Source organism: Janthinobacterium sp. GW822-FHT07H11, assembly GCF_058798615.1.
In genome coordinates, this window is record NZ_CM179507.1 from 2245184 (window position 1) to 2269408 (window position 24225).

Sequence of the window (24225 nt, forward strand, 5' to 3'; positions counted from 1 at the left end):
GGGATGCTGTGATTAAAGCTTTATGTGTGTACTGTGGCGCCAATGCCGGCGTCAGCCCCCGCTATGCGACAGCGGCGCGGGAACTGGCGCGCGTGCTGGTGGCGGAAAATATCTCGCTCGTGTATGGCGGCGGCAATGTGGGCCTGATGGGCGTGATCGCCGACGAAGTGCTGCGCCTGGGCGGCGAGGTGACGGGCGTGATCCCGACCCAGCTGGTCGAGCGCGAAGTGGGCCACACGGGCTTGACGCGCCAGTTCATCGTGAAGGACATGCATGAGCGCAAGGCGATGATGGCCAGCCTGTCCGATGCCTTCATCGCCATGCCCGGCGGCTATGGCACGCTGGAAGAACTGTTCGAAATGCTGACCTGGGCCCAGCTGGGCATCCACGCCAAGCCGATCGGCTTGCTCAATGTCGACCATTTTTATGACGGTTTGATCTCCTTCGTACAGAACGGCAAGGAACAGGGCTTCGTACGCCCGCAACACGCGGCTTTCCTGAATGCCGATGCCGACCCTGCCGCGCTGGTGCAGCGCCTGAAGGACTGCGCGCCGTAGTTATTCCTGAAGAAACGTCATGTCCAGCCATGGTCCGCAAGGGCCATGGCTTTTTTATTTCCATGCGGGAAAATTTATCGAGGCTGGCATCCTCATCAATAAATTTGCGGCATAAAGTTTCTATTGAGGCATGTTTTTTTGAAAATGAAGATGCTTTTTATTCATGCCTGTGGTCTACTGCTAGTGTTCAAAAGCTAGGAATTTCGGAAGCCCGAGTCGGCATGGCCCACTCCAGAAAATGGCACCGATCTGCTTCAAGTCGCCTCAATCACGCTACTTCATCATCTCGAAAGGATGCTATTTTGAAACCTATGACCCTCTTGCGCACGGCCGCCGTTGCAGCCGTCCTCGCCGCTGGCGGCGCCCACGCCCAAACCACCACGATCGGCTTCGATGAGCTGGAACAGCCTGGCTACTTCGGTTCCGTATTTTCCACTTACTCCGAAAGCGGCTACGACTTCAACAGCAGCTTCCTGGGTCTGTTGGGCTCGGCACATCAGAGCAGCTTGGCCTATGCGGGTTCGGCCGGCCTGGGTGCCAGCCTGTTGTCGACCACGACACTGAGCCGCACCGACGGCGCCGCCTTTTCGCTCAATACCATCAGCCTGGCCAATTTCGTGAGCCTGCTGCCGGGTGCCTTTGACGTCACCTTTGTCGGCCACCAGGTGGGCGGCGGCACGGTTACCCAGACCTTTACCGTGGGCGGCAGCCATTCGTTCAGCAACTACAGTTTCACGGGCTTCAGCAACCTGCTGTCGGCATCGTGGAAGGAAGGCGCGCTGCATACCTTCCAGGTGGACAATATCGCTGCCAGCGTGAGCGCCGTGCCGGAACCGGCGACCTACGGCATGCTGCTGGGTGGCCTGGGCCTGCTGGCTTTCATGCGCCGCCGCAAGAACGCAGCCTGAGCAGGACCAGCGCGCCGGCCGGCCCGGCGCGCATGGTAAAAATCCGCCCGCCTGTGCGACCGGGCGGATTTTTTTAGGCTATGTCCCGGGCCGCTGCGGGAATTCTCCCAACGTTGCCTTCAATAATGTTTCTGCAGAGCGGATGCGCCCGGCGTCGAGTATCCGGCACCGTCCGTGGACAGTGCAATCGCTGCCGGGCTGGCGGCATGGACGGCGCCTGTTGCTTTGCGATGCGGACTCAGACAGCAGGGACGGATGGACATTCCTGGCATTGCCCTGCTGGATGGGGCGCGCCATTTTTTACGACCACAGGCGCTGGCCCGACAGGTCCAGCTGGGTAAGGTACAGGCGCACGTCGAACTCGTATTGATGGTATTGCGGTTCCATATAGGTGCATAGTTTGTAGAAGGCCTTGTCGTGCTGCTTTTCCTTCACGTGCGCCAGTTCGTGCACGGCGATCATGCGCAGGAATTCCAGCGGCACTTCCTTGAACATGGTGGCCACGCGAATCTCGTGCTTGGCCTTCAGCTTGCCCCCTTGTACGCGGGAAATGGAGGTGTGCAAGCCCAGCGCGTGCTGGATCACGTGGATCTTGCTGTCGAACGCCACCTTGTTGATGGGTTCGGCGTTGCGCAGGAATTCATTCTTCAGCTCCTGCACGTACTGGTACAGCGCCTTGTCGTTGCGCACGTCATGCGCCTGCGGATAGCGTTGGCGCAGCACCGCCGCCAGCTTGTCCTGGGCGATCAGTTGCTGTACTTGCGCCTGGGTTTGCTCGGAATACGCGCTCAGGTATTTCAGGGATGGCTGCATGCGGGAAGGGCGGGGAATCGGTGGAGGCGAGAATGTAACATACTGCCGCACATGGCGCAGCAGGGGCCAGGAGCAGCCCCGCAGGAGCAGTCCATCAGGAGCAGTCCATCAGGAGCAGCCCCGCAGGACCAGCCCCGCAGGACCAGCCGCTCAGACCCGCCCCTCATCGCCTGGCCACGCCGGCTGCGTCGTGTCCCCTGTCCGTCATCCTCCTGCGCAGGGCGAGCATGGCGCTGATGCTGTCGTCATCCCGCGCCAACGCCACTGCCAGCGGGCATGCTCCGCCGTCCCGCTTGCCATGCCGCGCTGCAAGTGCCCGAGTTGGCGCCGCTTCTGCCCGTTTCCAGGCAGAAACGGCGCCCGGCTTCAGCCCTTGCTGTCGTCGTCTTCGTCCTTGCCGCCGCCTTGCCTGCCGGTCGTCCTGGACTGCTGCTCCGACGCGCTGCCGCGTGCCGCCGTGCTGCGGGCGTCATTGGCGCGCTGCGCCGATTGCCGGCTTTCCCCGCCTTTCCGGCCGATTTCGGCCATGTGCTCACGGTTGCGGCTGACGGCCTCGCCCCCTTTTTGCCCGGCCCGGCGCGCCTCTTCGGAGTCGAATTCGTGGGCCGTGCCTTTCTGGTGCGCGGCCTGGCCGCCCTTGCTGGCGATTTCGCGCTGCTGCGCTTCGTTCATGGCGGCAAAGCCCCGCTTGCCCGTGCCTTTCTGGCTGCCTTGACCTTCCATTTTCTGGCTGCTGCCGGCGCCTTTGCCTTGTTCATTGCCTTGATTCGTTGCCATGGTGTTCTCCTTGCTGTCGATAGCGTTGTGTCGGGGGACGGGCTGTCAATGCGCCTGGTCGGATGGGCGGCTGGCGTCGCTGCCGCGGCCCGCGCCGTCGCTGCGCGCGCCCGCATGCATTTTTTCGATCAGTTCGCGCTGGCGCTGCGTGGCTTTTTCCGTTTCTTCGGCCGTCTTGCGCACGACCTCGTCGGCGAAGGCCGCGGCCGTGCGGCTCGCTTCGGGAATGTGCGTTTCCGCCGTGCGGTTCATCTCGACATTGGCGTTGGCGACGAGATGCGATAACTGCTGCTGGTACTGGCGCAGCTTGTCAGCGCCCGGCTGCATCTGGGCGGCGGCCAGCGACAGGAGCTCGCCCGTGTCGCGCGCCGTCAGCAGTTGATTGTTGGCATTGGAAATTTCCTGGAGCATGTCTTGCGCCAGTCGCATGTTGAGTTCGCTGACTTTTTGCGCCGTGTCGAACATCTTGCGCGACAGCTCGGTAATGAAGTTGAGCTGCGCTTCCAGGTGGGACTTCAGGGCGGGGCTGATGCTATTTGTGAACATGTTCTACCTCAGTAATGATCTGGTCCGAGAAACACCCGGTGCACCGGATGCGACGTATGAAACAAGCAAAGGGATAGACGCCGAACGGTGCGGCAGGTTCCGTGCAAGTGATGGGTTTATGTGCAGAATGGCCCTGGGCCGCTTGAAAAATATGTGCACTTTGCGCCAGATCAAATGAACGCTGAATACGGCGCTGGCCCTTGTCCGCCATGGGCGGTGATGGAAAATGCGGGTTTACCGGCCCAGCCGTGCGACAATAGCCGGCTCGCGGCGGCGCGGCCGATGGCCGGCGCGCGTGGCCGGGCCGAGACCGCCCTTAATCATCCGCTTATTTACTGCCATATTTCGCGACCATGACGCATCCCGAATACATCCTGACCCTGTCCTGCCTGGACCAGCGCGGCATCGTGCACCGCGTGTCCGGCTTTCTTGCCGAACGCGGCTGCAATATTATCGATTCGGCCCAGTTCGGCGACCAGGAATCCCAGCTGTTCTTCATGCGCGTGCACTTCGCGCTGGAAGACGGCGCCGTCAGCGACGCCCAGCTGCGCGCCGACTTCGCCGCCCTGTCGCAAGCCATGCAATTGAACGGCCCCTTCCACGGCCAGCTGCACGATGCGCGCGTCAAGCCGCGCGTCATGCTGATGGTGTCGAAAATCGGCCACTGCCTGAATGACTTGCTGTTCCGCTACAAGAGCGGCCTGCTGGACGTGGAAATTCCCGCCATCGTGTCGAACCACATGGAGTTCTACCAGCTGGCGGCCAGCTACAACATTCCCTTCCACCACCTGCCGCTGGCCACCGGGGCGCCTGAATCGGCCAAGCTGGCGCAGGAAGCGAAGATCATCGAGCTGATGGAGTCGCACAGGATCGACCTGGTGGTGCTGGCGCGCTACATGCAGATCCTGTCGCCGGGCCTGTGCCAGGCGCTCGATGGCAAGGCGATCAATATCCACCATTCCTTCCTGCCCAGCTTCAAGGGCGCCAAGCCGTATGCGCAGGCGCACCACCGCGGCGTCAAGCTGATCGGCGCGACGGCCCATTTCGTCACGGGCGACCTGGACGAAGGCCCGATCATCGAGCAGGATGTCGAGCGCGTCGACCATGCGATGGACGCCGACACCCTGACGGCCATCGGCCGCGACGTCGAATGCGTGGTGCTGGCGCGTGCCGTGAAATGGTTCGTCGAACACCGCATCCTGAAAAATGGCGACAAGACCGTGGTCTTCCGCTGATCCAGAATTTATCTACCGATTACCGAGACAGAAATACGATGGCCCTCAAAGCAACAATTTTCAAAGCCGATCTGCAGATCGCTGACATGGACCGCAATTACTACCAGGATCACGCGCTGACCCTGGCGCGCCACCCGTCCGAAACGGACGAGCGCATGATGGTGCGCCTGCTGGCGTTCGCCATCCACGCCAACGAGGCGCTGACCTTCACCAAGGGCCTGTTCGACACGGAAGAGCCGGACCTGTGGCAAAAGGACTTGACGGGTGCCATCGAGCTGTGGATCGAAGTGGGCCAGCCCGACGAAAAACGCATCCTGAAGGCCTGCGGCCGTTCGGAGCAGGTGATCGTCTACAGCTATGGCGCGACCAGCCACATCTGGTGGAAGCAGATCGCCAACAAGCTGGAACGGGCGAAGAACTTGACCGTCATCAACCTGCCGTCGGACGCGGCGCAAGAGATGATCAAGCTGGCGCAGCGCACCATGCAGCTGCAATGCACGATCCAGGATGGCCAGATCTGGCTGACCGACAGCGTCAACACGGTGCTGATCGACCGCGAACCGGTGAAGCCGGCACGCTGATCTTGACTGTCTGAAATGCAAAAAGCCCGGAGCGATCCGGGCTTTTTGCGTTGCGGCGCCGTTTTCAGGCGGCCGCGTCTTCGTCGTTGCTGACGATGACCAGCAGCTGTGCCTGCTGCGCGCCGATGCTGCGCGTGCGGTGCGGAATCAGGGCGTTGAAATACACGGAGTCGCCCGTGTGCAGCTGCACCGTTTCCTGGGGGAACTCGATTTCCACCGTGCCCTGGTGCACGAACAGGAATTCCTCGCCCGCATGTTCCTTGAAGGCGGAGGCGACGAAATCGGGCGCCGGATACACCATGAAGGGCAGCATTTTCTTCGGCGCCACGCCGGCCGCGATGCTGGCGAAATGCGGCAGCGGCGGCATCGTCCCCGCGCTGCCCGGATCGCCCGCGCGCGTGATGGTCACGGCCGCCTGCCGGTGGCTGTCGCTGAACAGCTGCTCCACGTCCACCCGCATGGCGCGCGACAGTTTCAGCGCCACGGCGATCGAGGGCACGCTCAGGCCCCGCTCCACCTTGGACAGGTAACTCTTCGTCAAGCCGCTCTTGTCCGCCAGCTGTTCCAGGGTCCAGCCCATCTGTTTTCTCAGCAGTTTCAGGCGCATAGCCATGGTTGCATCGTTCGATTTAAAAAAACTATTGTACCTCATGACACAAAGTGTCCTAAAATACACTCAGTTTCCTTGGATTGGGTTGCGCGGCCACGGCCGTGCATGCCGGGAAGCGTGGCAAGCATGAGTGAAGGAAAGACGATGCAGCAAAATACTCCCTATGAAGCAGCAGCGCCGGGCGCCAGCCTGGCCTTGTCGAAGGACGAACTGGTGGCCATCGCCGAGCGGCGCCTGGCCAGCGTCACGCAGGACAGCCCCTGGACGGCGCGGCAAACGCTGGCCCTGTCCTGCCGCATCCTGTTCGACGGCGGCCACGATGCGGGCCTGGCCGGGCAGATCAGCTGCCGCGGCGCGCAGGACGACACGTTTTACACGCAGCGCCTGGGCCTGGGTTTCGATGAAATCACGGCCGGCAACCTGCTCGAGGTCGACCAGGACCTGCGCGTGGTGCAGGGCGAGGGCATCCCCAACCCGGCCAACCGTTTCCACAGCTGGATCTACCGCCAGCGTCCCGACGTGGCGTGCATCATCCATACGCATCCCACGCACGTGGCCGCGCTGTCGATGCTGGAGCAGCCGCTGGTGGTGGCGCAGATGGATACCTGCCCCCTGTTCGACGATTGCGCCTTCCTGCCGTCCTGGCCTGGCGTGCCGGTGGGCAATGAAGAGGGCGAGATCATCGCCGCCGCGCTGGGCGACAAGCGCGCCATCCTGCTGGCCCACCATGGCCAGCTGGTGGTGGGACGCACGGTGGAAGAGGCGTGCATGCTGGCGCTGCTGATCGAGCGGGCCGCCCGTTTGCAACTGCTGGCCATGGCGGCGGGCAAGATCCAGCCGCTGCCGCCGGCCCTGGCGCGCGAGGCGCACGACTGGATTTCCACGCCGCGCCGCGACACGGTGACCTTCGCCTATTACGCGCGGCGCGCCCTGCGCCAGCACGCCGACTGCCTGGCCTGAACCGCACACACTCACTAAATAAAGGAAACTACATCATGCAGACTCCATTTCACGGCATCATTGCCTATCCGGTCACCCCGTTCACGCCGGACGGCCGGGACGTCGACCTGCCGCGCCTGCAACAGCTGATCGACCGCCTGATCGCCGACGGCGTGCACTGCATCGCCCCGCTGGGCAGCACGGGCGAAAGCGCCTATCTGCAGGACGCGGAATGGGACGCCGTCGCCGCCGCCTCGCTGGCCGCCGTGGCCAGGCGCGTGCCCACCGTGGTGGGCATTTCCGACCTGACCACGGCCGGCGCCGTGCGCCGCGCCCGCCATGCGGAAAAGCAGGGCGCCGACGCGGTGATGGTCTTGCCGGTGTCGTACTGGAAATTGAGCGAGGCAGAAATCGTGCGCCACATGGCGCGCATCGGCGATGCCGTGGGCATTCCGATCATGCTCTACAACAACCCCGCTACCAGCGGCATCGACATGTCGCCCGAGCTGATCGTGCGCATCTGGCGCGAGGTGCCGAATGTGACGATGGTCAAGGAAAGCACGGGCGACATCCAGCGCATGCACCGGCTGGCGCAACTGGGCGAAGGCCAGCTGCCGTTCTATAACGGCAGCAACACCCTGGCCTTCGCCGCGCTGGCGGCCGGCGCCCGTGGCTGGTGCACGGCCGCGCCCAACCTGCATGCGGGCTTGCCGCTGGCCCTGTATGCGGCCGTGCAGGCGGGCGACCTGGTGCAGGCGCGCGAACTGTTCTTCCGGCAATTGCCGCTGCTGCAGTGCCTGATGAAGGGGGGCTTGCCGCCCACCGTCAAGGCGGGCCTGGCGCTGCTGGGCTTCGAGGCGGGCACGCCGCGTGCGCCGCTGCAGCCGCTGGGCGAGGCGGCCACGCGGGAGCTGGCCGCCGTGCTGGCCGGCTTGCGCGCTTAATCCGGCGCGGCGCCCAGGCGGCGGATGCTGCTCGAGCGCTGCATGCTGCGGCTGATGCGCGGGTCGCCGTAGTAGCTCACTTCGCCCGAGCCGCCTATGCTGATGGTCAAGTCATCCTTGGCCCACACCTGCGCTTCGCCGGAGCCGCCTATGCTCACCTGCACGTCGCGCGCGGCCAGGCGGCCCGCCTGGATATTGCCCGAGCCGCCGATCGAGGCCGTCAGCTGCTCCGTCTTGCCGCTGGCCTTGAAGTTGCCGCTGCCGCCGATGGCCACCGATACCGTGCGGCTGTCGAGTTCGCGGGCATGGATCGAGCCGGAGCCGCCCACGTCGAAGCGCAGCTTGTCGCCGCGCAAGCCGGAGGCGGCGATGCTGCCCGAGCCGCCCACGCTGATGCGCTCCACCTGGCGTGCCTCGATCACGATGGTCAGCTTGGTCTGGCGGAAATTCGCATTGCGCTTGGCCGGGCGGATGCGCAGGGTGCCGTTTTCCACGGCCGTGTCGATCAGGGGCAGGATATTGTCATCGGCTTCGATGGTGATGCTGTCCGTGTTGCCGATGCGCAGTTCGACATTGCCCGGCACGTTCAGCGCCACGCCATGGAAGCTGCCCACCTCGCGCGTCTGCTTTTGCAGCTTGCCGCTGCCCTGGATGCTGTTGCCCGAGATCCATTCCAGTGGCGAGGCCAGCGCCGGCGCGGCGGGCGCGGCCAGCGCGCAGGCGCCGGCGGCTAGCAGCAGGGCGCGCGCGGCACCGGCCATGCGGGTGGGGAAAAGCGAGTGAACCATGATGACTCCCTGTTTGAATTGTCTGCGGCCATGGTAGGCGAGCGCCTGCCGGCTGCCTATGCCGTTGCGACAGACTGCAACGCTGGCGGCACAGAATGCGGGAGGATGCGACAGGATGGCATGAGGTATCATGCCGGTATTGGACATATCGAACGACCGGCGCGTGCCGGTCCCACTACTGGAATTACATGCTGATCATCACCATCAAACAGGGCAAGGAAAAAAGCTTGCTGGGCCAATCGTGGATTTACGCGTCCGCGATCGAAAAGGTCGAAGGCAAGCCGCAGGAAAAAATGAAGCCGGGCTCGACGGCCATCGTGCAAAGCTCGTCCAAGCAGTTCATCGCCCGCGCCGCCTACAATTCGAAGTCGCAGATCCGCGCGCGCATCTGGAGCTTCAAGGAAGACGAACCGGTCGACCACGCTTTGATCAAGCGCAGGGTCAAGGCCGCCATCGAGAAAAAACTGCCGGCCATCAAGAAGGCGGGCGAAAACCAGCTGTTGACGCTGATCAAGGGCGAGGACGAGGGCTTGCCCGGCCTGGTGGTGCAGCTGTTTGGCGGCGCGCAAGGCTATCTGATCTGCGAATTCAACGCCGGCGGCGTCGATGCGTGGAAAGTGGCCATCGTGCAATCGCTGATGGCGTCCACCGGCTGCGCCAATGTGTACGAGCGCTGCGACGACCTGATGCGCAAGGGCGAAGGCTTGCCCCTGATCGACGGCGCCCTGGCCGGCGAGGAGCCGCCCGATGAAGTCATGCTGACGGACAACGGCGTGCGCTATGCGCTGGACCTCAAGACGGGACACAAGAGCAAGTTCCGCTGAGAACGGCTGTTTGACGTGAAAAAAACCGGCGCGAGCCGGTTTTTTTACTTCATATGCGTGCCTGCAAACCGTTCAGGGCAAGGAAATGCCACGCCGCCATGGACGTTTTTCAGGCGCGCTACTCCAGCGGCACGCTGCGGTACTTGTTTACCTCCAGCGCCGACACCGCCGGCGCATCATTACCCCACGAGGCGCGCAGATACGTCACCACGGCCGCCACTTCGGCGTCGTCCATGACGGGGCCGAACGGCGGCATGCCATACGGGCGCGGATTGCCTGTTGTCCCGGGCGCGAAGCCGCCGTTGAGCACGAGGCGGATGGCGTTCACGGCCGAGTCCGTCGTCAGCGCGCGGTTGCCGGCCAGCGGCGGGTAGCCGGGCGGCACGCCCTTGCCGTCGGCCTGGTGGCAGCTGGCGCAGTGCGCCTCATACAGTTTCGCGCCCAGCGCCAACTGCGCCTGCGCCGCCGGCGACGCGTCGCGCGGCGCCGCTTTTTCGCGCGGCGCGGCGCCGGGCAAGGTCTTCAGGTAGACGGCCATGGCGTGCACGTCGCTGGTCTCCAGGTGTTGCAGGCTTTGCCGTACCACCTCGGCCATGGGGCCGAACACGGTGGCGCGCGGCGAGACGCCCGTTTGCAGCAGTGCCACGATGTGCGCCGTGTCCCAGTCGCCCAGGCCTGCTTCCGCATCCGAGGTCAGCGATGGCGCATACCAGCCCAGTACGGGGATCAGGCCGCCAGACAGGCCGTCGTTGCTGCCGCCCAGCGTGGTGCGGCTGCTATGGCAGGCGCTGCAGTGGCCCAGGCCCTGCACCAGGTAGGCGCCGCGGTTCCATTCCATGCTTTTTTCCGTGAGCGGCTGGTACACGCCGGGTTTGAAGTACAGCGCGCGCCAGGCCGCCAGGGCGATCTGCTGGTTGTAGGGGAAGCGCAGTTCGTGCGGCGCATTCGCCTGCCGGTGCGCGGGCACGCTCTGGAAATAAGCGTACAGGGCGTCGCTGTCCTCGCGCCGCACCCTGGTGTAGCTGGTGTAGGGGAAGGCCGGGTACAGCATGCGGCCATCCCGGGACTTGCCGTTGTGGATGGCGCGCCAGAAATCGTCGGCCGTCCAGCTGCCGATGCCCGTTTCCCTGTCGGACGTGATATTCGGCGAGAGCACCTTGCCGAACGGCGTGTGCAATGCGCGCCCGCCCGCGTAGGCCACGCCGCCGCGCGTCGTGTGGCACGCCATGCAGTCGCCGGCCTTGGCCAGGTAGGCGCCGCGCGCGACCAGCTGTTCCTGGCTCAGGGCGCTGGCGGCGGCGGGCGGGCCGGCATCGTCGCCCGGGTACAGCACGAATCTGGCAGCGGCCACGCCGAGGGCCGCGATGGCGGCCGCGATCATCCATTTTTTCATGGCGCCGCCTTCCCGGTCGAGCCCGGCACGCCGCCGCAATGCAGCGGCAAGGGCAGGGCGATGCCGGCGGCGGGGCGCGCCTCGGGGCTGGCCACTTGCGTGCCCAGCCAGGCCGAGACGGCGCCCACGTCGGCGTCGGACAGGCGCGCGGCGATCTGCGTCATGCAGTCGGGCGCCTGGGCGCGGCGGATGCCGTTCTTCCAGGCGCCGAACTGGGCATTGATATAGTCGCGTGGCAAGCCCAGCAGGCCAGGGATGGCGGGTGCCACGCCGGCCAGCTGTTCGCCATGGCAGGCGATGCAGGCGGGAATTTTCTTGGACGTATCGCCTTGCAGGACCAGCTGCCGTCCCCGCGCCAGGGCGGCCGCGCCGGCGCCGCTGGCCTGGGCCGGCGGCGGGGCGGGGTGTTGCTGTGCGAAATAATCGGCGATTTCACGCAGGTAGGCGTCCGGCAAGTGCTCGACCATGTAGTTCATCATCGGATACTGGCGCCGCCCTTCGCGGAAGTTCAGCAACTGGTTGTACAGGTAGCCGGCCGGCTTGCCGGCGATGCGGGGGAAGAAGGCGTCGTGGCGCTCCTTTTGCGCATGGCAGGCGGTGCAGGCCTTGATGCGCTGTTCCAGGCTGTCGTGGCTGGCCAGCGCGGCGGCAGGCCGGGCAGCTGGCGCGGCCCATGCCAGGCCGGGCAGCGCGACAGCCAGTGCCAGCAGGGAGAGGGAATGCGTTAGGATGGAGCGTTGCATGGGAAAATAACCTGTCTCGTCGGTCGATGTCGCGTGCCGGTGTTGCTGCCCGGATGTTGTTGCCCTAGCATATACCGGGCGCTGTCATTGTGACAGGATCAGTTTTGCAAAAAAACTACGGATCAGTTTAAAGTGGAGCAGGTTTGAAGCGATATGAGGAGCTGGCGGAAGAAATGGCCGCCATGATAGCCGCGCAGCTGCTGCTGCCCGGCGAGAAACTGCCGTCCGTGCGCCAGCAGCATGCGCGGCGCGGCGTGAGCCCGTCGACCGTGTTCCAGGCGTACTACCTGCTCGAGGCGCGCGGCATGATCGTCTCGCGCCCCCGCTCCGGGTATTACGTGGCGCCGCAGCGGGCCGCGCTGGCGCCCGAGCCGGACAGTTCCCGCCCGCTGGACGCCAGCACCACCGTCGATGTCAGCGACCTCGTGTTCGAGGTGCTGGGCGCCGTGGGCGCGCGCGACATCGTGCCTTTCGGCTCGGCCTTTCCCAGCCCGCACCTGTTTCCGATGGAAAAGCTGGCGCGGGCCGTGTCGGCCAGCATGCGCCGCCTCGACCCGTGGAGCACGGTGACGGACCTGTCGCTGGGCAATGCCGAGCTGCGCCGGCAGATCGCGCTGCGCTACCAGCTCGACGGCGTGCAAGTGTCCAGCGACGATATCGTCATCACGAATGGCGCGCTGGAAGCGCTGAACCTGTGCCTGCAAGCCGTCACGCGGCCCGGCGACACGGTGCTGATCGAGTCGCCCAGCTTCTATGCCTGCCTGCAGGCGCTGGAGCGGCTGGAACTCAAGGCGGTGGAAATTGCCACCAGCCCGCGCGACGGCGTGGACCTGGCCGCGCTGGCCGAACTGCTGGAGCGGCACCAGCCGAAGGCGTGCTGGCTGATGACGAGTTTCCAGAATCCGCTGGGCAGCCTGATGTCGGCGGAAAAGAAACGCGCCCTGGTCGCCTTGCTGGCGTGCCATGACGTGCCCCTGATCGAGGATGATGTGTACGGCGAGCTGTACTTTGGCAAGCAGCGCCCCGGCTTGGCGAAAAGCCATGACGGCGCCGGTCTCGTCATGCATTGCAGCTCGTTCTCGAAGACCCTGGCGCCCGGTTTCCGCCTGGGCTGGGCCGTGGCGGGCCGGCATGCGCGCAAGGTCGAGCGGCTCAAGCTGACCACCAGCCTGTCGGCGCCCATCCCGCTGCAGATGGCGCTGGCCGACTATCTCGCGCACGGCGGCTACGACCGCCATTTGCGCCAGCTGCGGCTGACCCTGGCCGCGCAGCAAAACACCATGCTGCAGGCGATCGCCGTGCATTTTCCGCCGGGCACGCGCGTCACGCGGCCGCAGGGCGGCTATTTCGTCTGGGTGGAAATGCCGGCCGGCATCGATGCGCTGGACCTGCACCGCAGCGCGCTGGCGGCGGGCATCAGCATCGCGCCCGGCCCCATCTTTTCGGCCACGCGCGCGTTCCGCAACTGCATCCGCCTCAACTACGGCCACCCGTGGGGCATGCAGCTGGAAGCGGCGATTGCCACCCTGGGGCGGCTGGCGGCGCAGCAGCTGGCGCCGTAGGGGAAGTCAGCCGGGACGGCCGGGCAGGGCCAGGAAGGCGGTAAAGTCCGGCGCCACGGCGCGCGTGGCGCCCGTCTCGTGCGACCACAGCACGACCACGGGCTCGCCCGATGGTCCCGCCTGGGCATAGTCGAAGCAATAGTAGTCGCCCGTGCCGAACTGCGCGAAAGGCAGCAGGTTGCTGCAATCGATGCCGCTGCCGGCGAAGTTGTCCAGCCACGCCTGCCAGCCTTCGCGGTAGTGGCGGTCTATCGACTCCCAGGTCTTGCGCGGCTTGTCCGCGTCGTAGACGGGAAACAGGGTCAGCGCGCCCAGTGCGCGGCCGTTGTTGACCAATAACCATTGCACGTAGGAAGCGGGCAGCGCTCGCCCCAGCGCCTGTTCGGCGGCGGCGATCGCGTCGGGCGTCGTGCCGATGGACTTGCTCTTGCTCTTGCTCTTGCTCATGCTGCGGGACGGCTCAGGCGGGTGCGGGTGGCGTGGCCGCCGGCATGCTGGCCCGTGGGGCTTTTTGCGGCGCCACCTTGCCGCCGTCGGCGATCCAGCGGCGGTATACGCGCAAGGCGACTTGCGCATCGTCGGCCGCATACAGGATCTGCTTTTCCGTCAGGCGCGAACTGGCCCAGTTGGTGGTGGAGATTTTTTTCGACTTCTGCAGGTGCAGGCCGAAGAACTTGGCCACGGCCGTCTTGGCGCCCAGGTCGTTGCGCTGGCCGCCGCGCAGGGCGACGGACAGGTCCAGCACTTGTGCCGGAACAATGCCCAGCTTGTTGCGCAGGCGCTTGACGTCGTCGGACAGGCCAAAGCCCACTTTCAGCGTGGTGGTCGATTCGAGGATGGCTTTGAGTTCGGCCAGGGCCGGCGCGGGCGCGCTCCCCACCTGGAACAGATAGGCGATGTCGTCGGTGGCCAGCTGGATCAAATGCGGCCCGGTGGAGGACTCGCCCTTGACGAAGGTGGGTTTCGATTCGGTGTCAAACCCGATCGCATCCATCGCCAGCAGGGCGGCCATGGCCGCTTTTGCATCGTCACTGGTGCGTACCAGCCTGACGTGCTCGAGTGCAATGCCTTGATACGGGGGCAGTGGCGGTGCGGCAGCTGTGTCCATGAAACCGGATCAGCCTTTGCGCGAGAATTTCGCGGTCAGCTGATTCAGTTTTTCCAGGCGCAGGCGGTTCGCTTCTTCGGCGGCGGCCGCGTCGCGCTCGGCCTTCTTGCGCTCGGCTTCCTTCTTGAAGCGCTGCTGCAGCACTTGCGTGGCGTGGTCGCGGTGGGTTTGCGTCACTTCCGCGCCGGCGGTGCCGTCGAGGTCGTAACGGACCTTGGCTTTTTCCATCACGCGCAGGTAGCGCAAGGAACCCGTGTGGATGCCCAGCGCCGTGCGCATCAGCTTGCGGTCCAGGTCCGGCAGGCGCGCCAGGATCTGCTTGTCGATACCGATGGACAAGGGCAGGCAATCGCGGAAAGGCGGGAATTGCTCCTGGAACTGCTTCAGCAGGGCGCGCGCGGTCAGGCCGGCGGGCGCCGGGGTGGCTGCGGCGACCGGTGCCGCCGCTGGGGCTGCATCGGCTGGCGTGTCAGGAGTGGTGGCTTGCTGGTCTGGCGTGGAGCTGGTCATCGACATCATTGGTTGGGCTATAAAAGGGGAGCATAGCACGCGGCACAGGCAAGTGCATTGTCTTTTTTGGCAACTTGAGCTGCGATAAGCGGGCCCGTACTGCAGCAGACACAGCGCGAAATGCGGGAAATGTGTATAATGTCGGCTTGCGCTGATCACTGGACCACCTGTTTCACGGTCTGGCTCAGGTGTGCAGGGGATAGGAGCAATGCCGCTCAGGGCCGCTATTATTGATATTTTTGATATCGGATATTCCGCTTATCAATTATCCAGATAACTGGCCTTCGTGCATAATCTTGCTCTCCGCTGTGTCTTCACTGAACAACAATAGATTCAAGCCCGTTCTGGTACGGGCTTTTTTTCATTCCGCAATGTACATCGCCTATTTATCTGACCCGGCTTCGGCCCCGCCGCTCCTATCGACGGATGCGCGGGCTTTGAGCGTCCCGATAGACAGGCGCCGCTGCCCTTGACGGCAGCCGCAACAACACGCTCCATCGAGTCCGGTTTCGCAGGCTTAGGTGGAATCATTCACTTCGCGCCGACACCATCTGGTCTCGCATTAAGAGATATCTCATGAAGAATACGCCAAAAACTTTAACGTTGTCCGCCAAGGCTCCCCGTCCTGCTTCCGCGCAACTTGCCGTACCGAAAACGACTTTATCTTACTTTATCGATAATGCGCAAGCGAATCCGGAAGCCACCGTCACGACGGCGCCGACCGTCGTCACCGTGGTGAAGAAGAGCCGTTCGCGCCTGGCCGCCGTGCCGCCGGCCGAGCCGGTGGCTGAAGCGCCAGCGGCGGCTGTCGACGCCGTTGCCGAAGTGACCGACGTGGCCGACGCCGCGCCGGTCAAGACGCCGAGCGTGAAGATCGCCCCTGGCGTCAAGGCCCCGGCCGCGCCGCGCAAGGTCAGCGAAAGCGCCGCCACGAATAAAGTGGTGACGGCCGCCCGCTCGAAAGTCGTGCGCGCCAAGCCTGAAGCGGCACCCGTGACCATCATCACCGGCGCGCAAGTGGTCAGCAAGACCACGGACGCCGATGCCCTGGCCGCCATCGATACCTCGAATTACTTCTTGCCGACCGTCAAGGTGCCCGGCCGCCGCGGCCGTAAACCAAGCGAATTCACGCCGGAAAACGATGAAGTGGCGGCACTGAACGCCGTCGAGCGGGCCGAACTGAAGGCCGTGTCGAAAGCGCGCGACCGCAAGGCCAAGGGCGGCCTGGCCGATGCCTTGGGCGATCCGGAAGCGTCGGCGGCGGACCTGGAACGCCGCCGCAAGCAGATCACGGGCCTGATCAACATGGGCAAGGAACGCGGTTTCCTCACCTATGCCGAGATCAATGACCAATTGCCGGAAAACATCATCGATCCGGAAGCGATCGAAGGCATCATCGCCACCTTCAACGACATGGGCATCGCCGTCTACGAGCGCGCCCCTGACGCGGAAAGCCTGCTGTTGACCGACAATGTCGCCACCGTCACCAGCGACGACGAAGTGGAAGCGGCTGCCGCCACCGCGCTGTCGACCGTCGACTCCGACTTTGGCCGCACCACCGACCCCGTGCGCATGTACATGCGTGAAATGGGCGCCGTGGCGCTGCTGACGCGCGAAGGCGAGATCGAGATCGCCAAGCGCATCGAAGGCGGCCTGAAGGACATGATCCAGGCCATTTCCTCCTGCCCCACCACCATCGGCGAAATCGTTGCGCTGTCGCAAAAAATCGCGCGCGATGAAATCAAGGTCGATGAAGTGGTCGACGGCTTTGTCGACTTGAACGAAAGCAATGCCCCGGCCCCGGCCGTCGCAGCCGTGCCCGCCAGCGCAGGCGACGACGAGGAAGAGGAAGAGGAAGCGGAAGAAGAAGACGGCGACGCCAATGGCGGCGCGGCCGGCTTCTCCAGCGAGCAGCTGGCCCAGCTGAAAAAGAATGCGTTGGAGAAATTCAACGTCATTTCCACGCAGTACGACAAGATGCGCAAGGCGCCCGAGGGTTACAACTCGAAAGCCTATATCAAGGCGCAGGAAGCCATTTCGCAGGAATTGCTGGGCATCCGCTTCACGGCCAAGGTCGTGGAAAAGCTGTGCGACACCTTGCGCGGCCAGATGGAAGAAGTGCGCCACATCGAGCGCGCCGTGCTGGAACTGTGCGTGAACAAATGCGGCATGCCGCGCGCCCACTTCATCAAGGTGTTCCCGGGCAATGAATGCGACCTGGAATGGGTCGACCGCGAAGTCGATTGCAAGTATCCGTACAGCGCCATCCTCAGCCGCAACGTGCCTGCCGTCAAGGAACTGCAAAAGAAGATGATCGACCTGCAAGCGCGCGTGGCCCTGCCATTGGCGGACTTGCGCAAGATCAACAAGCAGATGGCTGCCGGCGAAAAGCGTGCGCGTCACGCGAAACGCGAAATGACGGTGGCCAACTTGCGTCTGGTCATCTCGATCGCCAAGAAATACATCAACCGCGGCCTGCAATTCCTCGACCTGATCCAGGAAGGCAACATCGGCCTGCTGAAGGCGGTCGATAAATTCGAATACCGTCGCGGCTACAAGTTCTCGACCTACGCCACCTGGTGGATCCGCCAGGCCATCACGCGTTCGATCGCCGACATGGCCCGCACCATCCGCGTGCCGGTGCACATGATCGAGACGATCAACAAGATGAACCGCATCTCGCGCCAGATCATGCAGGAAACGGGCAGCGAGCCGGACCTGGCGACCCTGGCTGTCAAGATGGAAATGCCGGAAAACAAGGTGCGCGAGATCATGAAGATCGCCAAAGAGCCGATTTCCATGGAAACGCCGATGGGCGAAGATGGCGATTCGCAACTGGGCGACTTCATCGAAGACAACACGACGCTGGCGCCGCTGGACGCCGCGCTGCACGCCTCGATGCGCAACGTGATCAAGGAAGTGCTCGATTCCCTGACGCCGCGCGAAGCGAAGGTGCTGCGCATGCGTTACGGCGTGGAAATGTCGAACGACCACACGCTGGAAGAAGTGGGCAAGCAGTTCGACGTGACGCGCGAGCGCATCCGCCAGATCGAAGCGAAAGCCATGAGCAAGCTGCGCCAGCCTTCGCGTTCGGACAAGCTGAAAACGTTCCTGACACAGAACTAAGCGGTCAGCAGGCAATAAAAAAGAGGCGCAAGCCTCTTTTTTTTCGCCTGTACGGTCGTGGATTACATGAAACGCGTGCGCGCCCCCAGCAGGCCCATGCGGTAGTTGCGCTGCAATTTGTACAGCAGCACGCCGCTGGCGCCGGTGAGGAAGGTGATGACCAGCCAGTCCAGCGGATTGCTGCGCGGCGGCGCCGGCGACGCTTGCGACGGCACGGCGAAGGCCTGGAATTTGTGTCCCGTGTAGACGGCGCCCACGACCAGGCCGGCATCCGTGATCTTGTTGGTCAGGTACAGGCCGTCGTCGCGGCGGCGCACCGTCATCACGCCGTCTTTGTAGACAAAGGTCATCGGCTCGAAGCCCTTGATGCTGACGCTGCCGACGACGTGGCCGGCCGCGTTGACGGCCGTGGCGTAGCTGTCGCCCTGGCCTATCATGGCGCCCAGGTCGAGCATGCGCTTGCCGTCCCAGGCAAAGGCGTGCCAGCGGCGCTTCTCCGTTTCCGCAGCGCCCACGACCAGGCCCGCGTCGTTGATGGCGGTGGCCGAGCTGATGCGTCCGCCTGGCAGGGTACCGATTTCCTGCATGCCCGTGCCGGGACGGTAGACGAAGGCGCGGCGGTAGCCATCTTCGCGCTGGGCCGTGCCCACCACCACGCCATGGCTGTTCATGCCGCTGGCATAGCTGCTGGCGCCGCCCAGGGTGCCCAGGTCTTGCAGGCTGTGGTCAGCTTGCGTGACAAAGGCGTGGAAATCGCCGCCGCTGGTGTCGGCATAGCCGGCCACCTGGCCGCCGCGCGTGATGGCCGTGGCGTAGCTGCTGTTGCCGCCCAAGGTGCCCAGGTCGCGCATGCCGCCCGCCGCGTCGTAGCGGAAGGCGTGCCAGGCGCCGCCGGCCGTCTGCGCCGAACCCACCACCACGCCATGCATATTGATGGCCTTGGTGAAACCTTCATGGCCGCCCAGGGTGCCCAGCTCGCGTATGCGGCCGTGCTGGTAGGTCACGGCGCGGCGCCGTCCCTCTTCCTCGAGGATGATGCCGGCCACCAGCCCGGCCGGATTCAGGTCCGAGGCGATGCTGCCATGGCCATCCTTTTCGCCAAAGCCGTGTTCGGCATGGATGGCGGCGCTGGCGGAGGGGATGGCGGCCAGCAGGAGCAGGCCGAGCAGTGGGGCGGAGACGCGGCAAGACCGTGGCGGCATGGTAGTTTCCTAAAAGAAAAATTTACTATACTTTTTTATGCCGCAAATGCATACCTAATTTACTACTGTTTTTAGTAATATTTGTATTTCATCATGATCGCTCCGTAACGCTTTCCCTGGCCTGCGGCAAACGGATGGCCAGTTCCGTGCCCTGGCCCGCCTGGCTGTCGATGCACAGCTCGCCGCCCATGGCATGGACGCGTTCGCGGATGCTTTTGAGGCCGAAGGCGGCGCGCTTGCCATGGTCGCCCGGCTGCATGCCGATGCCATTGTCGCTGATGCGCATGACGATTTCGCCGTTGTCCTGGGCCAGCACCACGTGCACTTCGCTGGCCTGGGCATGGCGCACGATGTTCGACAGCGATTCCTGCAGCACGCGGAAGACGGCCGACGTCTGGCGCTGGTCCAGGCCCAGCTGGGGTGCGTCGCTGTCGATGCGCAGCCGGTAGCGGATGGCGCCGCGCCCTTCCATCTGCCGTATCAGCCATTCGGCCGCCGGTCCCAGGCCCAGTTCCAGCGTGCTCGGGTGCAAGTCGTTGATGATGGCGCGCACCGAGCGGATGGTGGTGTCGATGGTGTCGAGCGCGCGCTGGGCGTGGCGGTGCAGGCGCGGATGCGAGGCGGCCGTGCGCGCGTGCAGCAGCGAGGCATCGATGCGCAGCACCATCAGGTTCTGCCCCAGGTCGTCGTGGACGTCGAGCGCGATGCGCCGGCGTTCTTCTTCCTTGATGGTCTGCTGGTGCTCGGACAGTTCGCGCAACTGGGCCAGCGAGCAGCGCAATTTTTCCTCGTTGTCCTTGCTGTCGGTAATGTCGATGCCCATGGCAATGATCATGTGCGGCTGGCCCTCGGCATCGAACACGGGTTTCTTGTGCGTTTGCACCAGGCGATTTTCTTGCAGCTGGGCATTCCAGATCAATTCCTCGCGGATGACGACGCGGCGCTGCGCAAACGCTTCGCGGTCGGCCTCGTGGAAGCCGGCGTTCTGCTCGATGGGGAAGTGCAGCAAGTCGCGGCCCTCGGCCACGTCCTCGAAGCGCACGCCCCATTGCTGTTCGCACGCTTTGTTCATCAGCAATACACGTGAATCGGCGTCCTTCAGGAATAGCGATAGCGGCATCATCGAGATGATATCGTGCAGCCGCTCTTCGCTGCGTGCCAGCGCCGCTTCCGTTTGCGCGCGCATAGCGATCTCGGCGGACAGGTGGTTGTTGGCATCCTGTAACTGCGCCGTGCGCAGGGCAACGCGGTTTTCCAGTTCCGCATGGGCCAGCGCCAGTGCCTGCTCGGAGCGCTTGTGCTCGGTGATGTCGCTGGCCAGCACCAGCGCGCCCGCCAGCACGCCATGCTGGTCGTACAGCCGGCGCCCGCTGATCATGGCCCAGGCATCCGTACCGTCGCCGCGCCGGTAGTGCAGTTCTCCCATGCAGCTCTGCCCCTCCGCGCGGCGTAGCGGGCACAGGCGTTGCAAGGTGGCTTCATCGTGGAATTCGGCCATGCTGTGGCCCAGCAGTTGCTGCGCGGGCAGGCCCAGCATGTCGCACAGGCGCTGGTTGATATGCAGGATGCGGCCCTGGGCGTCGGTTTGCCACATGCCGTCCTGTGCCGTTTCGGCCAGGTCGCGGTAGCGCATCATGCTCGCGTCGAGTTGCGCGCGCGTGCTGGCCAGGTGGGCGCGCAGCGTGCGCAGCAGCCATATGGCCGTGCCGGCCGCACTCAGGAGCAGGGCGCCCAGCCACACGTGCTCCCAGAAGTCGAGTGTTTGCCAGGCGGCGCCGGCGAGCCAGCCCAGCATGGTCAGGATCAGCGCGGCGCAAGCGGCACTCAAGGTTTCAATCGACCATTTGCTCATGCACATCCCTGGCGTCTCGGTTGGCCGCAGCGGCGCGCGTGGCGGCGCAGCGGCGTAATGGCTAGTCGCTAGTGTAATGCCTAATATTGCCTTATTGAGAATATTTTTGTGACAGGAACCCAGAGGCGAGGGCCGGCGCGTGCGGCGCCGGCCCCCTGTGTGCCGATGGCAATGTGGCGCGTCAGCCCGTGTTGCGCAGGCCGGCCGCCACGCCGTTGATCGACAGCTGGATGCCGCGGTGCACGCGCTCGTCGATCTTGCTTTCCGCCGACAGCGCGCGGTTGCGTTTGATCAACTCCACCTGCAAGTGGTTGAGCGGATCGAGGTAGGCGAAGCGGTTCTGGATCGAGCGGGCCAGCAGCGGATTGCCCGCCAGGCGTTCCGTGTTGCCGGTGATCAGTTCCAGGCAGCGCAGGGTGTTGCCATGCTCGTCCGTGATGCGCTTGTAGATGCGTTCGCGCAAGTCCTGGTCCGCCACCAGTTCCGCATAGCGCGAGGCGATGGCCAGGTCCGTCTTGGCCAGCACCATGTCCATGTTCGACAGCAGGGTGGCGAAGAACGGCCATTCGGCGTACATGGCGCGCAGGGTGGCGATTTTTTCATCTTTCGACGCGCCCTCTGCCGCGTTGATCCAGGCCTCGATGGCGCTGCCGAAGCCGAACCAGCCCGGCAGCAGCAAGCGGCACTGGCCCCAGGAAAAGCCCCAGGGAATGGCGCGCAAGTCTTCGATGCGCTGGTTGGCCTTGCGCGAGGCGGGGCGCGAACCGAGGTTCAGCTCGGCGATTTCCGCGATCGGCGTAGCCGAGAAGAAATACTCCGTAAAGCCCGGCGTTTCATACACGAGGTGGCGGTAGGAGCGGTAGGCCAGGTCCGACAGCTGCGCCATCACGGCTTCGAAGCGCGCCAGCTGGCTGTTGCGGGCCGGGTTCGCTTCCTGCGGCGCCAGGCTCGCTTCCAGGGTGGCGGCCACCAGCAATTCCAGGTTGCGCCGGCCGATTTCCGCGTTGGAAAACTTCGAGGCGATGATTTCGCCCTGTTCCGTCAGGCGGATCTGGCCGTTGACGGTGCCCGGCGGCTGGGCCAGGATGGCTTCGTAGCTGGGGCCGCCGCCACGGCCTACCGTGCCGCCGCGGCCGTGGAACAGGCGCAGCTTGACGCCGGCCTTCTGGAAGTCACTGACCAGCGCCAGTTCCGCCTTGTACAGTTCCCAGTTCGAGGTGAGAAAACCGCCATCCTTGTTCGAATCGGAATAGCCGAGCATGACTTCCTGCAACTGTCCCTGCTTGGCGATCAATTGCTTGACCAAAGGCAAAGCCATCACCTGGCTCATGATGCCGGCCGCGCGCTGCAGGTCGGGGATCGTTTCGAACAGGGGAATGACCATCAGCTCGCAGCTGCTGTCGCCGGCTTGCCAGTCGGTGCGCAGCAAGCCCGTTTCTTTTTGCAGCAGCAACACTTCCAGCAGGTCGGACACGGTTTCCGTGTGCGAGATGATGTAATTGCGGATCGCGCGCGCGCCGTAGCGCTGGCGGATGTCGCGCGCCGCGCGCAGGATCGCCAGTTCCGAATCCGTTTCCGTGGCGTAGCTGATGTAGGGCGAGTACAGCAGGCGCGGCTGGGCCAGCTCGCTCAGCAGCAGTGCCTGCTTGTCTGCCTCGGCCAGGGCCGCGTAATCGGCCGCCACGCCGCTCTTGGCGAACAGGTCGGCCAGCACGCGCTCGTGCACATCGGACGTCTGGCGCATGTCGAGCGACGCCAGGTGGAAGCCGAAGATGTCGGCCGCGCGCGCCAGGGTGGCCAGGCGCGGACGCACGAGGGCCGCGCCGTGGTGCGCTTCGAGCGAGGCGACGATGGTGCGCAGGTCGGCGACGAAGGCGGCCGCGTCGGCATAGGCGGCCGCCGCGCCCACTTCCTTGCGCAGGATGTTGGTGGCGCCCAGGGCGCGGGCCGTGGCGGCCAGGCGCGCATAGATGCCGATCAGGGCGCGGCGGTACGGTTCGTCGCTGCGGTGCGGCGAGGCGTCCGGCGACTGGTCGGCCAGCGCCTGCAGTTCGGCGCTCACGCCCACCATCAGGGTCGAGACGGACAATTCGGCGCCCAGCGCATGCACTTCATCGAGGTAGAAGTCGAGGATGGTGGTGGCGTGGCGCGCCAGCGCGTGCTGCATGGTGCCGGCGTTGACGTTCGGGTTGCCGTCGCGGTCGCCGCCGATCCAGCTGCCCATCTGCACATAGGCGGCATTGATCGGCTCGATGGTGCCGTCGCCGTTCGGGTACTCGGCGGCGATATCGTCCTCGATATCGTCGTACAGGCCCGGCAGTTCGCGCAGGAAGGTGATGCGGTAATAGGACAGCGCGTTTTCGATCTCGTCGGCCACCGTCAGCTTCGAATAGCGCAGCATGCGCGTCTGCCACAGCGTGGAGACGCGCGAGCGCAGCAGCTGCATGTTGGCCAGGCGTTCCTTGGGCGTGAGCGGCAGGTCGCGCTCGGCCAGCAGGCGGGCGATGTCGTGCTCGGCGTCGAGGATGCTCTTGCGCTGCACTTCCGTCGGGTGGGCCGTCAGCACGGGCGCGATCAGCGCGTCCTGGAAGAAGGTGTCGACGGTGGCGCGCGGCACGCCGGCCATGCGCAGCTTTTTCAGCGCGAAGCTGACGCTGCCCTTTTGCGCCGGCGAGCCGGCCAGCAAATGGGCGCGGCGGCGGCGGATGTGGTGTTGATCTTCCGCAATGTTGGCCAGGTGCGAAAAATAGGAAAAGGCGCGCACGACGGAAATCGTCTGTTCGCGGCTCAGTTCCTTCAGCATGGCGTCGAGTTCCAGCGCGGCGTCCGCATCGGCTTCGCGGCGGAAGCGCACGGACGTCTGGCGTATGGTTTCCACCACATGGAACACGGCGTCGCCTTCCTGTTCGCGCAGCACGTCGCCCAGCAGGCGGCCCAGCAGGCGGATATCTTCTTTCAGCGGCGCGTCCTTGTCGGGGCTGGCCGGGGAGGCTGTTTCTGGTGCTACTGCGTCATTGAGCATAATAAAGAACCAAAGTAGGTGTAAAAGCAAAGGAAAGAGGAACGCACCGGGCTTTTAGCCGCAGAGGGGAGGGGGCGCATGATAAAATTTGTGGTCTTCAACATGGACGCTAGCCTGACTTGGCCGTATAGGCAAAGGGATAACGATTATAGCGACGATGGGCGTCATTTCGATACATATTGATA

At 64.5% G+C, this 24225-nt stretch carries 22 protein-coding genes; 9 read left to right on the forward strand and 13 right to left on the reverse strand.

Going from position 1 to position 24225, the window contains the following annotated elements; translation table 11 throughout:
- Positions 1-11 precede the first annotated feature (11 nt).
- Both AC3RCJ_RS10140 and AC3RCJ_RS10145 read left to right on the forward strand, forming a co-directional pair.
- The gene (locus AC3RCJ_RS10140) at positions 12-557 is read left to right on the forward strand and encodes an LOG family protein (protein WP_492963357.1); all 546 of its coding nucleotides are present in this window, start codon (positions 12-14) and stop codon (positions 555-557) included.
- A 311-nt stretch (positions 558-868) separates the two neighbouring features.
- Positions 869-1465, forward strand: coding sequence for a PEP-CTERM sorting domain-containing protein (locus AC3RCJ_RS10145; protein WP_492963355.1), 597 nt, complete (start codon positions 869-871; stop codon positions 1463-1465).
- 300 nt (positions 1466-1765) lie between these two features.
- On the opposite strand, the gene AC3RCJ_RS10150 is transcribed toward AC3RCJ_RS10145, so the two are convergent.
- From AC3RCJ_RS10150 to AC3RCJ_RS10160, 3 genes are all read right to left on the reverse strand, one after another.
- Complete coding sequence (locus AC3RCJ_RS10150; protein ID WP_492963334.1) at positions 1766-2278, reverse strand: YgjP-like metallopeptidase domain-containing protein; 513 nt, start codon at positions 2276-2278, stop codon at positions 1766-1768.
- Between the two features lie 366 nt (positions 2279-2644).
- Positions 2645-3055 carry a KGG domain-containing protein gene (locus tag AC3RCJ_RS10155; protein WP_492963332.1) on the reverse strand — a complete coding sequence of 137 codons (411 nt, stop codon included), beginning with the start codon at positions 3053-3055 and terminating at the stop codon, positions 2645-2647.
- 45 nt (positions 3056-3100) lie between these two features.
- The gene (locus tag AC3RCJ_RS10160) at positions 3101-3601 is read right to left on the reverse strand and encodes a phasin family protein (protein WP_492963330.1); all 501 of its coding nucleotides are present in this window, start codon (positions 3599-3601) and stop codon (positions 3101-3103) included.
- A 353-nt stretch (positions 3602-3954) separates the two neighbouring features.
- Between AC3RCJ_RS10160 and purU the strand changes: the two genes are divergently transcribed.
- Positions 3955-4836, forward strand: a complete 882-nt coding sequence (gene purU, locus AC3RCJ_RS10165) for a formyltetrahydrofolate deformylase (RefSeq protein WP_492963328.1) — start codon at positions 3955-3957, stop codon at positions 4834-4836.
- A gap of 38 nt (positions 4837-4874) precedes the next feature.
- Entirely contained in the window at positions 4875-5417 is a 543-nt protein-coding gene (locus AC3RCJ_RS10170) for a YaeQ family protein (RefSeq protein ID WP_492963326.1), read from the forward strand.
- Positions 5418-5481: 64 nt separating this feature from the next.
- Here the strand turns inward: AC3RCJ_RS10170 and AC3RCJ_RS10175 are convergent, their stop codons facing one another.
- On the reverse strand, positions 5482-6030 hold the full coding sequence (locus AC3RCJ_RS10175) for a helix-turn-helix domain-containing protein (protein ID WP_492963324.1): 549 nt from the start codon (positions 6028-6030) through the stop codon (positions 5482-5484).
- Positions 6031-6171: 141 nt separating this feature from the next.
- Between AC3RCJ_RS10175 and AC3RCJ_RS10180 the strand changes: the two genes are divergently transcribed.
- Entirely contained in the window at positions 6172-6987 is an 816-nt protein-coding gene (locus AC3RCJ_RS10180; RefSeq protein WP_492963322.1) for an aldolase, read from the forward strand.
- Between the two features lie 35 nt (positions 6988-7022).
- Complete coding sequence (locus tag AC3RCJ_RS10185; protein WP_492963320.1) at positions 7023-7910, forward strand: dihydrodipicolinate synthase family protein; 888 nt, start codon at positions 7023-7025, stop codon at positions 7908-7910.
- Here AC3RCJ_RS10185 and AC3RCJ_RS10190 read toward each other — a convergent pair.
- Complete coding sequence (locus AC3RCJ_RS10190) at positions 7907-8698, reverse strand: head GIN domain-containing protein (RefSeq protein WP_492963318.1); 792 nt, start codon at positions 8696-8698, stop codon at positions 7907-7909. The two genes, AC3RCJ_RS10185 and AC3RCJ_RS10190, sit on opposite strands and share 4 nt — an antisense overlap.
- Before the next feature lie 188 nt (positions 8699-8886).
- Between AC3RCJ_RS10190 and AC3RCJ_RS10195 the strand changes: the two genes are divergently transcribed.
- Complete coding sequence (locus tag AC3RCJ_RS10195) at positions 8887-9522, forward strand: class I SAM-dependent rRNA methyltransferase (protein ID WP_492963316.1); 636 nt, start codon at positions 8887-8889, stop codon at positions 9520-9522.
- A 118-nt stretch (positions 9523-9640) separates the two neighbouring features.
- On the opposite strand, the gene AC3RCJ_RS10200 is transcribed toward AC3RCJ_RS10195, so the two are convergent.
- On the reverse strand, positions 9641-10915 hold the full coding sequence (locus AC3RCJ_RS10200) for a c-type cytochrome (RefSeq protein WP_492963314.1): 1275 nt from the start codon (positions 10913-10915) through the stop codon (positions 9641-9643).
- Entirely contained in the window at positions 10912-11658 is a 747-nt protein-coding gene (locus AC3RCJ_RS10205; protein WP_492963312.1) for a c-type cytochrome, read from the reverse strand. Before AC3RCJ_RS10205 ends, AC3RCJ_RS10200 begins: the two co-directional genes overlap by 4 nt.
- 143 nt (positions 11659-11801) lie before the next feature.
- Here AC3RCJ_RS10205 and AC3RCJ_RS10210 point away from each other — a divergent pair, with 143 nt between their 5' ends.
- Positions 11802-13220: an aminotransferase-like domain-containing protein gene (locus AC3RCJ_RS10210; protein ID WP_492963310.1), complete on the forward strand. Its 1419-nt coding sequence runs from the start codon at positions 11802-11804 to the stop codon at positions 13218-13220.
- A 6-nt stretch (positions 13221-13226) separates the two neighbouring features.
- Here the strand turns inward: AC3RCJ_RS10210 and AC3RCJ_RS10215 are convergent, their stop codons facing one another.
- From AC3RCJ_RS10215 to AC3RCJ_RS10225, 3 genes are read right to left on the reverse strand one after another with little or no spacing between them, the layout of a single operon-like run.
- A complete protein-coding gene (locus AC3RCJ_RS10215) occupies positions 13227-13667 on the reverse strand; it encodes an SMI1/KNR4 family protein (RefSeq protein ID WP_492963308.1) in 441 nt (146 codons plus the stop codon).
- A 13-nt stretch (positions 13668-13680) separates the two neighbouring features.
- Positions 13681-14328, reverse strand: coding sequence for a 3'-5' exonuclease (locus AC3RCJ_RS10220; RefSeq protein WP_492963306.1), 648 nt, complete (start codon positions 14326-14328; stop codon positions 13681-13683).
- Between the two features lie 9 nt (positions 14329-14337).
- Complete coding sequence (locus AC3RCJ_RS10225; RefSeq protein ID WP_492963304.1) at positions 14338-14847, reverse strand: ProQ/FINO family protein; 510 nt, start codon at positions 14845-14847, stop codon at positions 14338-14340.
- 567 nt (positions 14848-15414) lie between these two features.
- Between AC3RCJ_RS10225 and rpoD the strand changes: the two genes are divergently transcribed.
- Positions 15415-17964, forward strand: coding sequence for an RNA polymerase sigma factor RpoD (gene rpoD / locus AC3RCJ_RS10230; protein WP_492963302.1), 2550 nt, complete (start codon positions 15415-15417; stop codon positions 17962-17964).
- Positions 17965-18026: 62 nt separating this feature from the next.
- Here rpoD and AC3RCJ_RS10235 read toward each other — a convergent pair whose 3' ends face one another.
- From AC3RCJ_RS10235 to ppc, 3 genes are all read right to left on the reverse strand, one after another.
- Complete coding sequence (locus AC3RCJ_RS10235) at positions 18027-19166, reverse strand: HAF repeat-containing protein (protein WP_492963300.1); 1140 nt, start codon at positions 19164-19166, stop codon at positions 18027-18029.
- A 91-nt stretch (positions 19167-19257) separates the two neighbouring features.
- Positions 19258-21018: a PAS domain-containing sensor histidine kinase gene (locus AC3RCJ_RS10240; RefSeq protein WP_492963298.1), complete on the reverse strand. Its 1761-nt coding sequence runs from the start codon at positions 21016-21018 to the stop codon at positions 19258-19260.
- A gap of 181 nt (positions 21019-21199) precedes the next feature.
- Positions 21200-24040 carry a phosphoenolpyruvate carboxylase gene (gene ppc, locus AC3RCJ_RS10245; RefSeq protein ID WP_492963296.1) on the reverse strand — a complete coding sequence of 947 codons (2841 nt, stop codon included), beginning with the start codon at positions 24038-24040 and terminating at the stop codon, positions 21200-21202.
- Between the last annotated feature and the right edge of the window lie 185 nt (positions 24041-24225).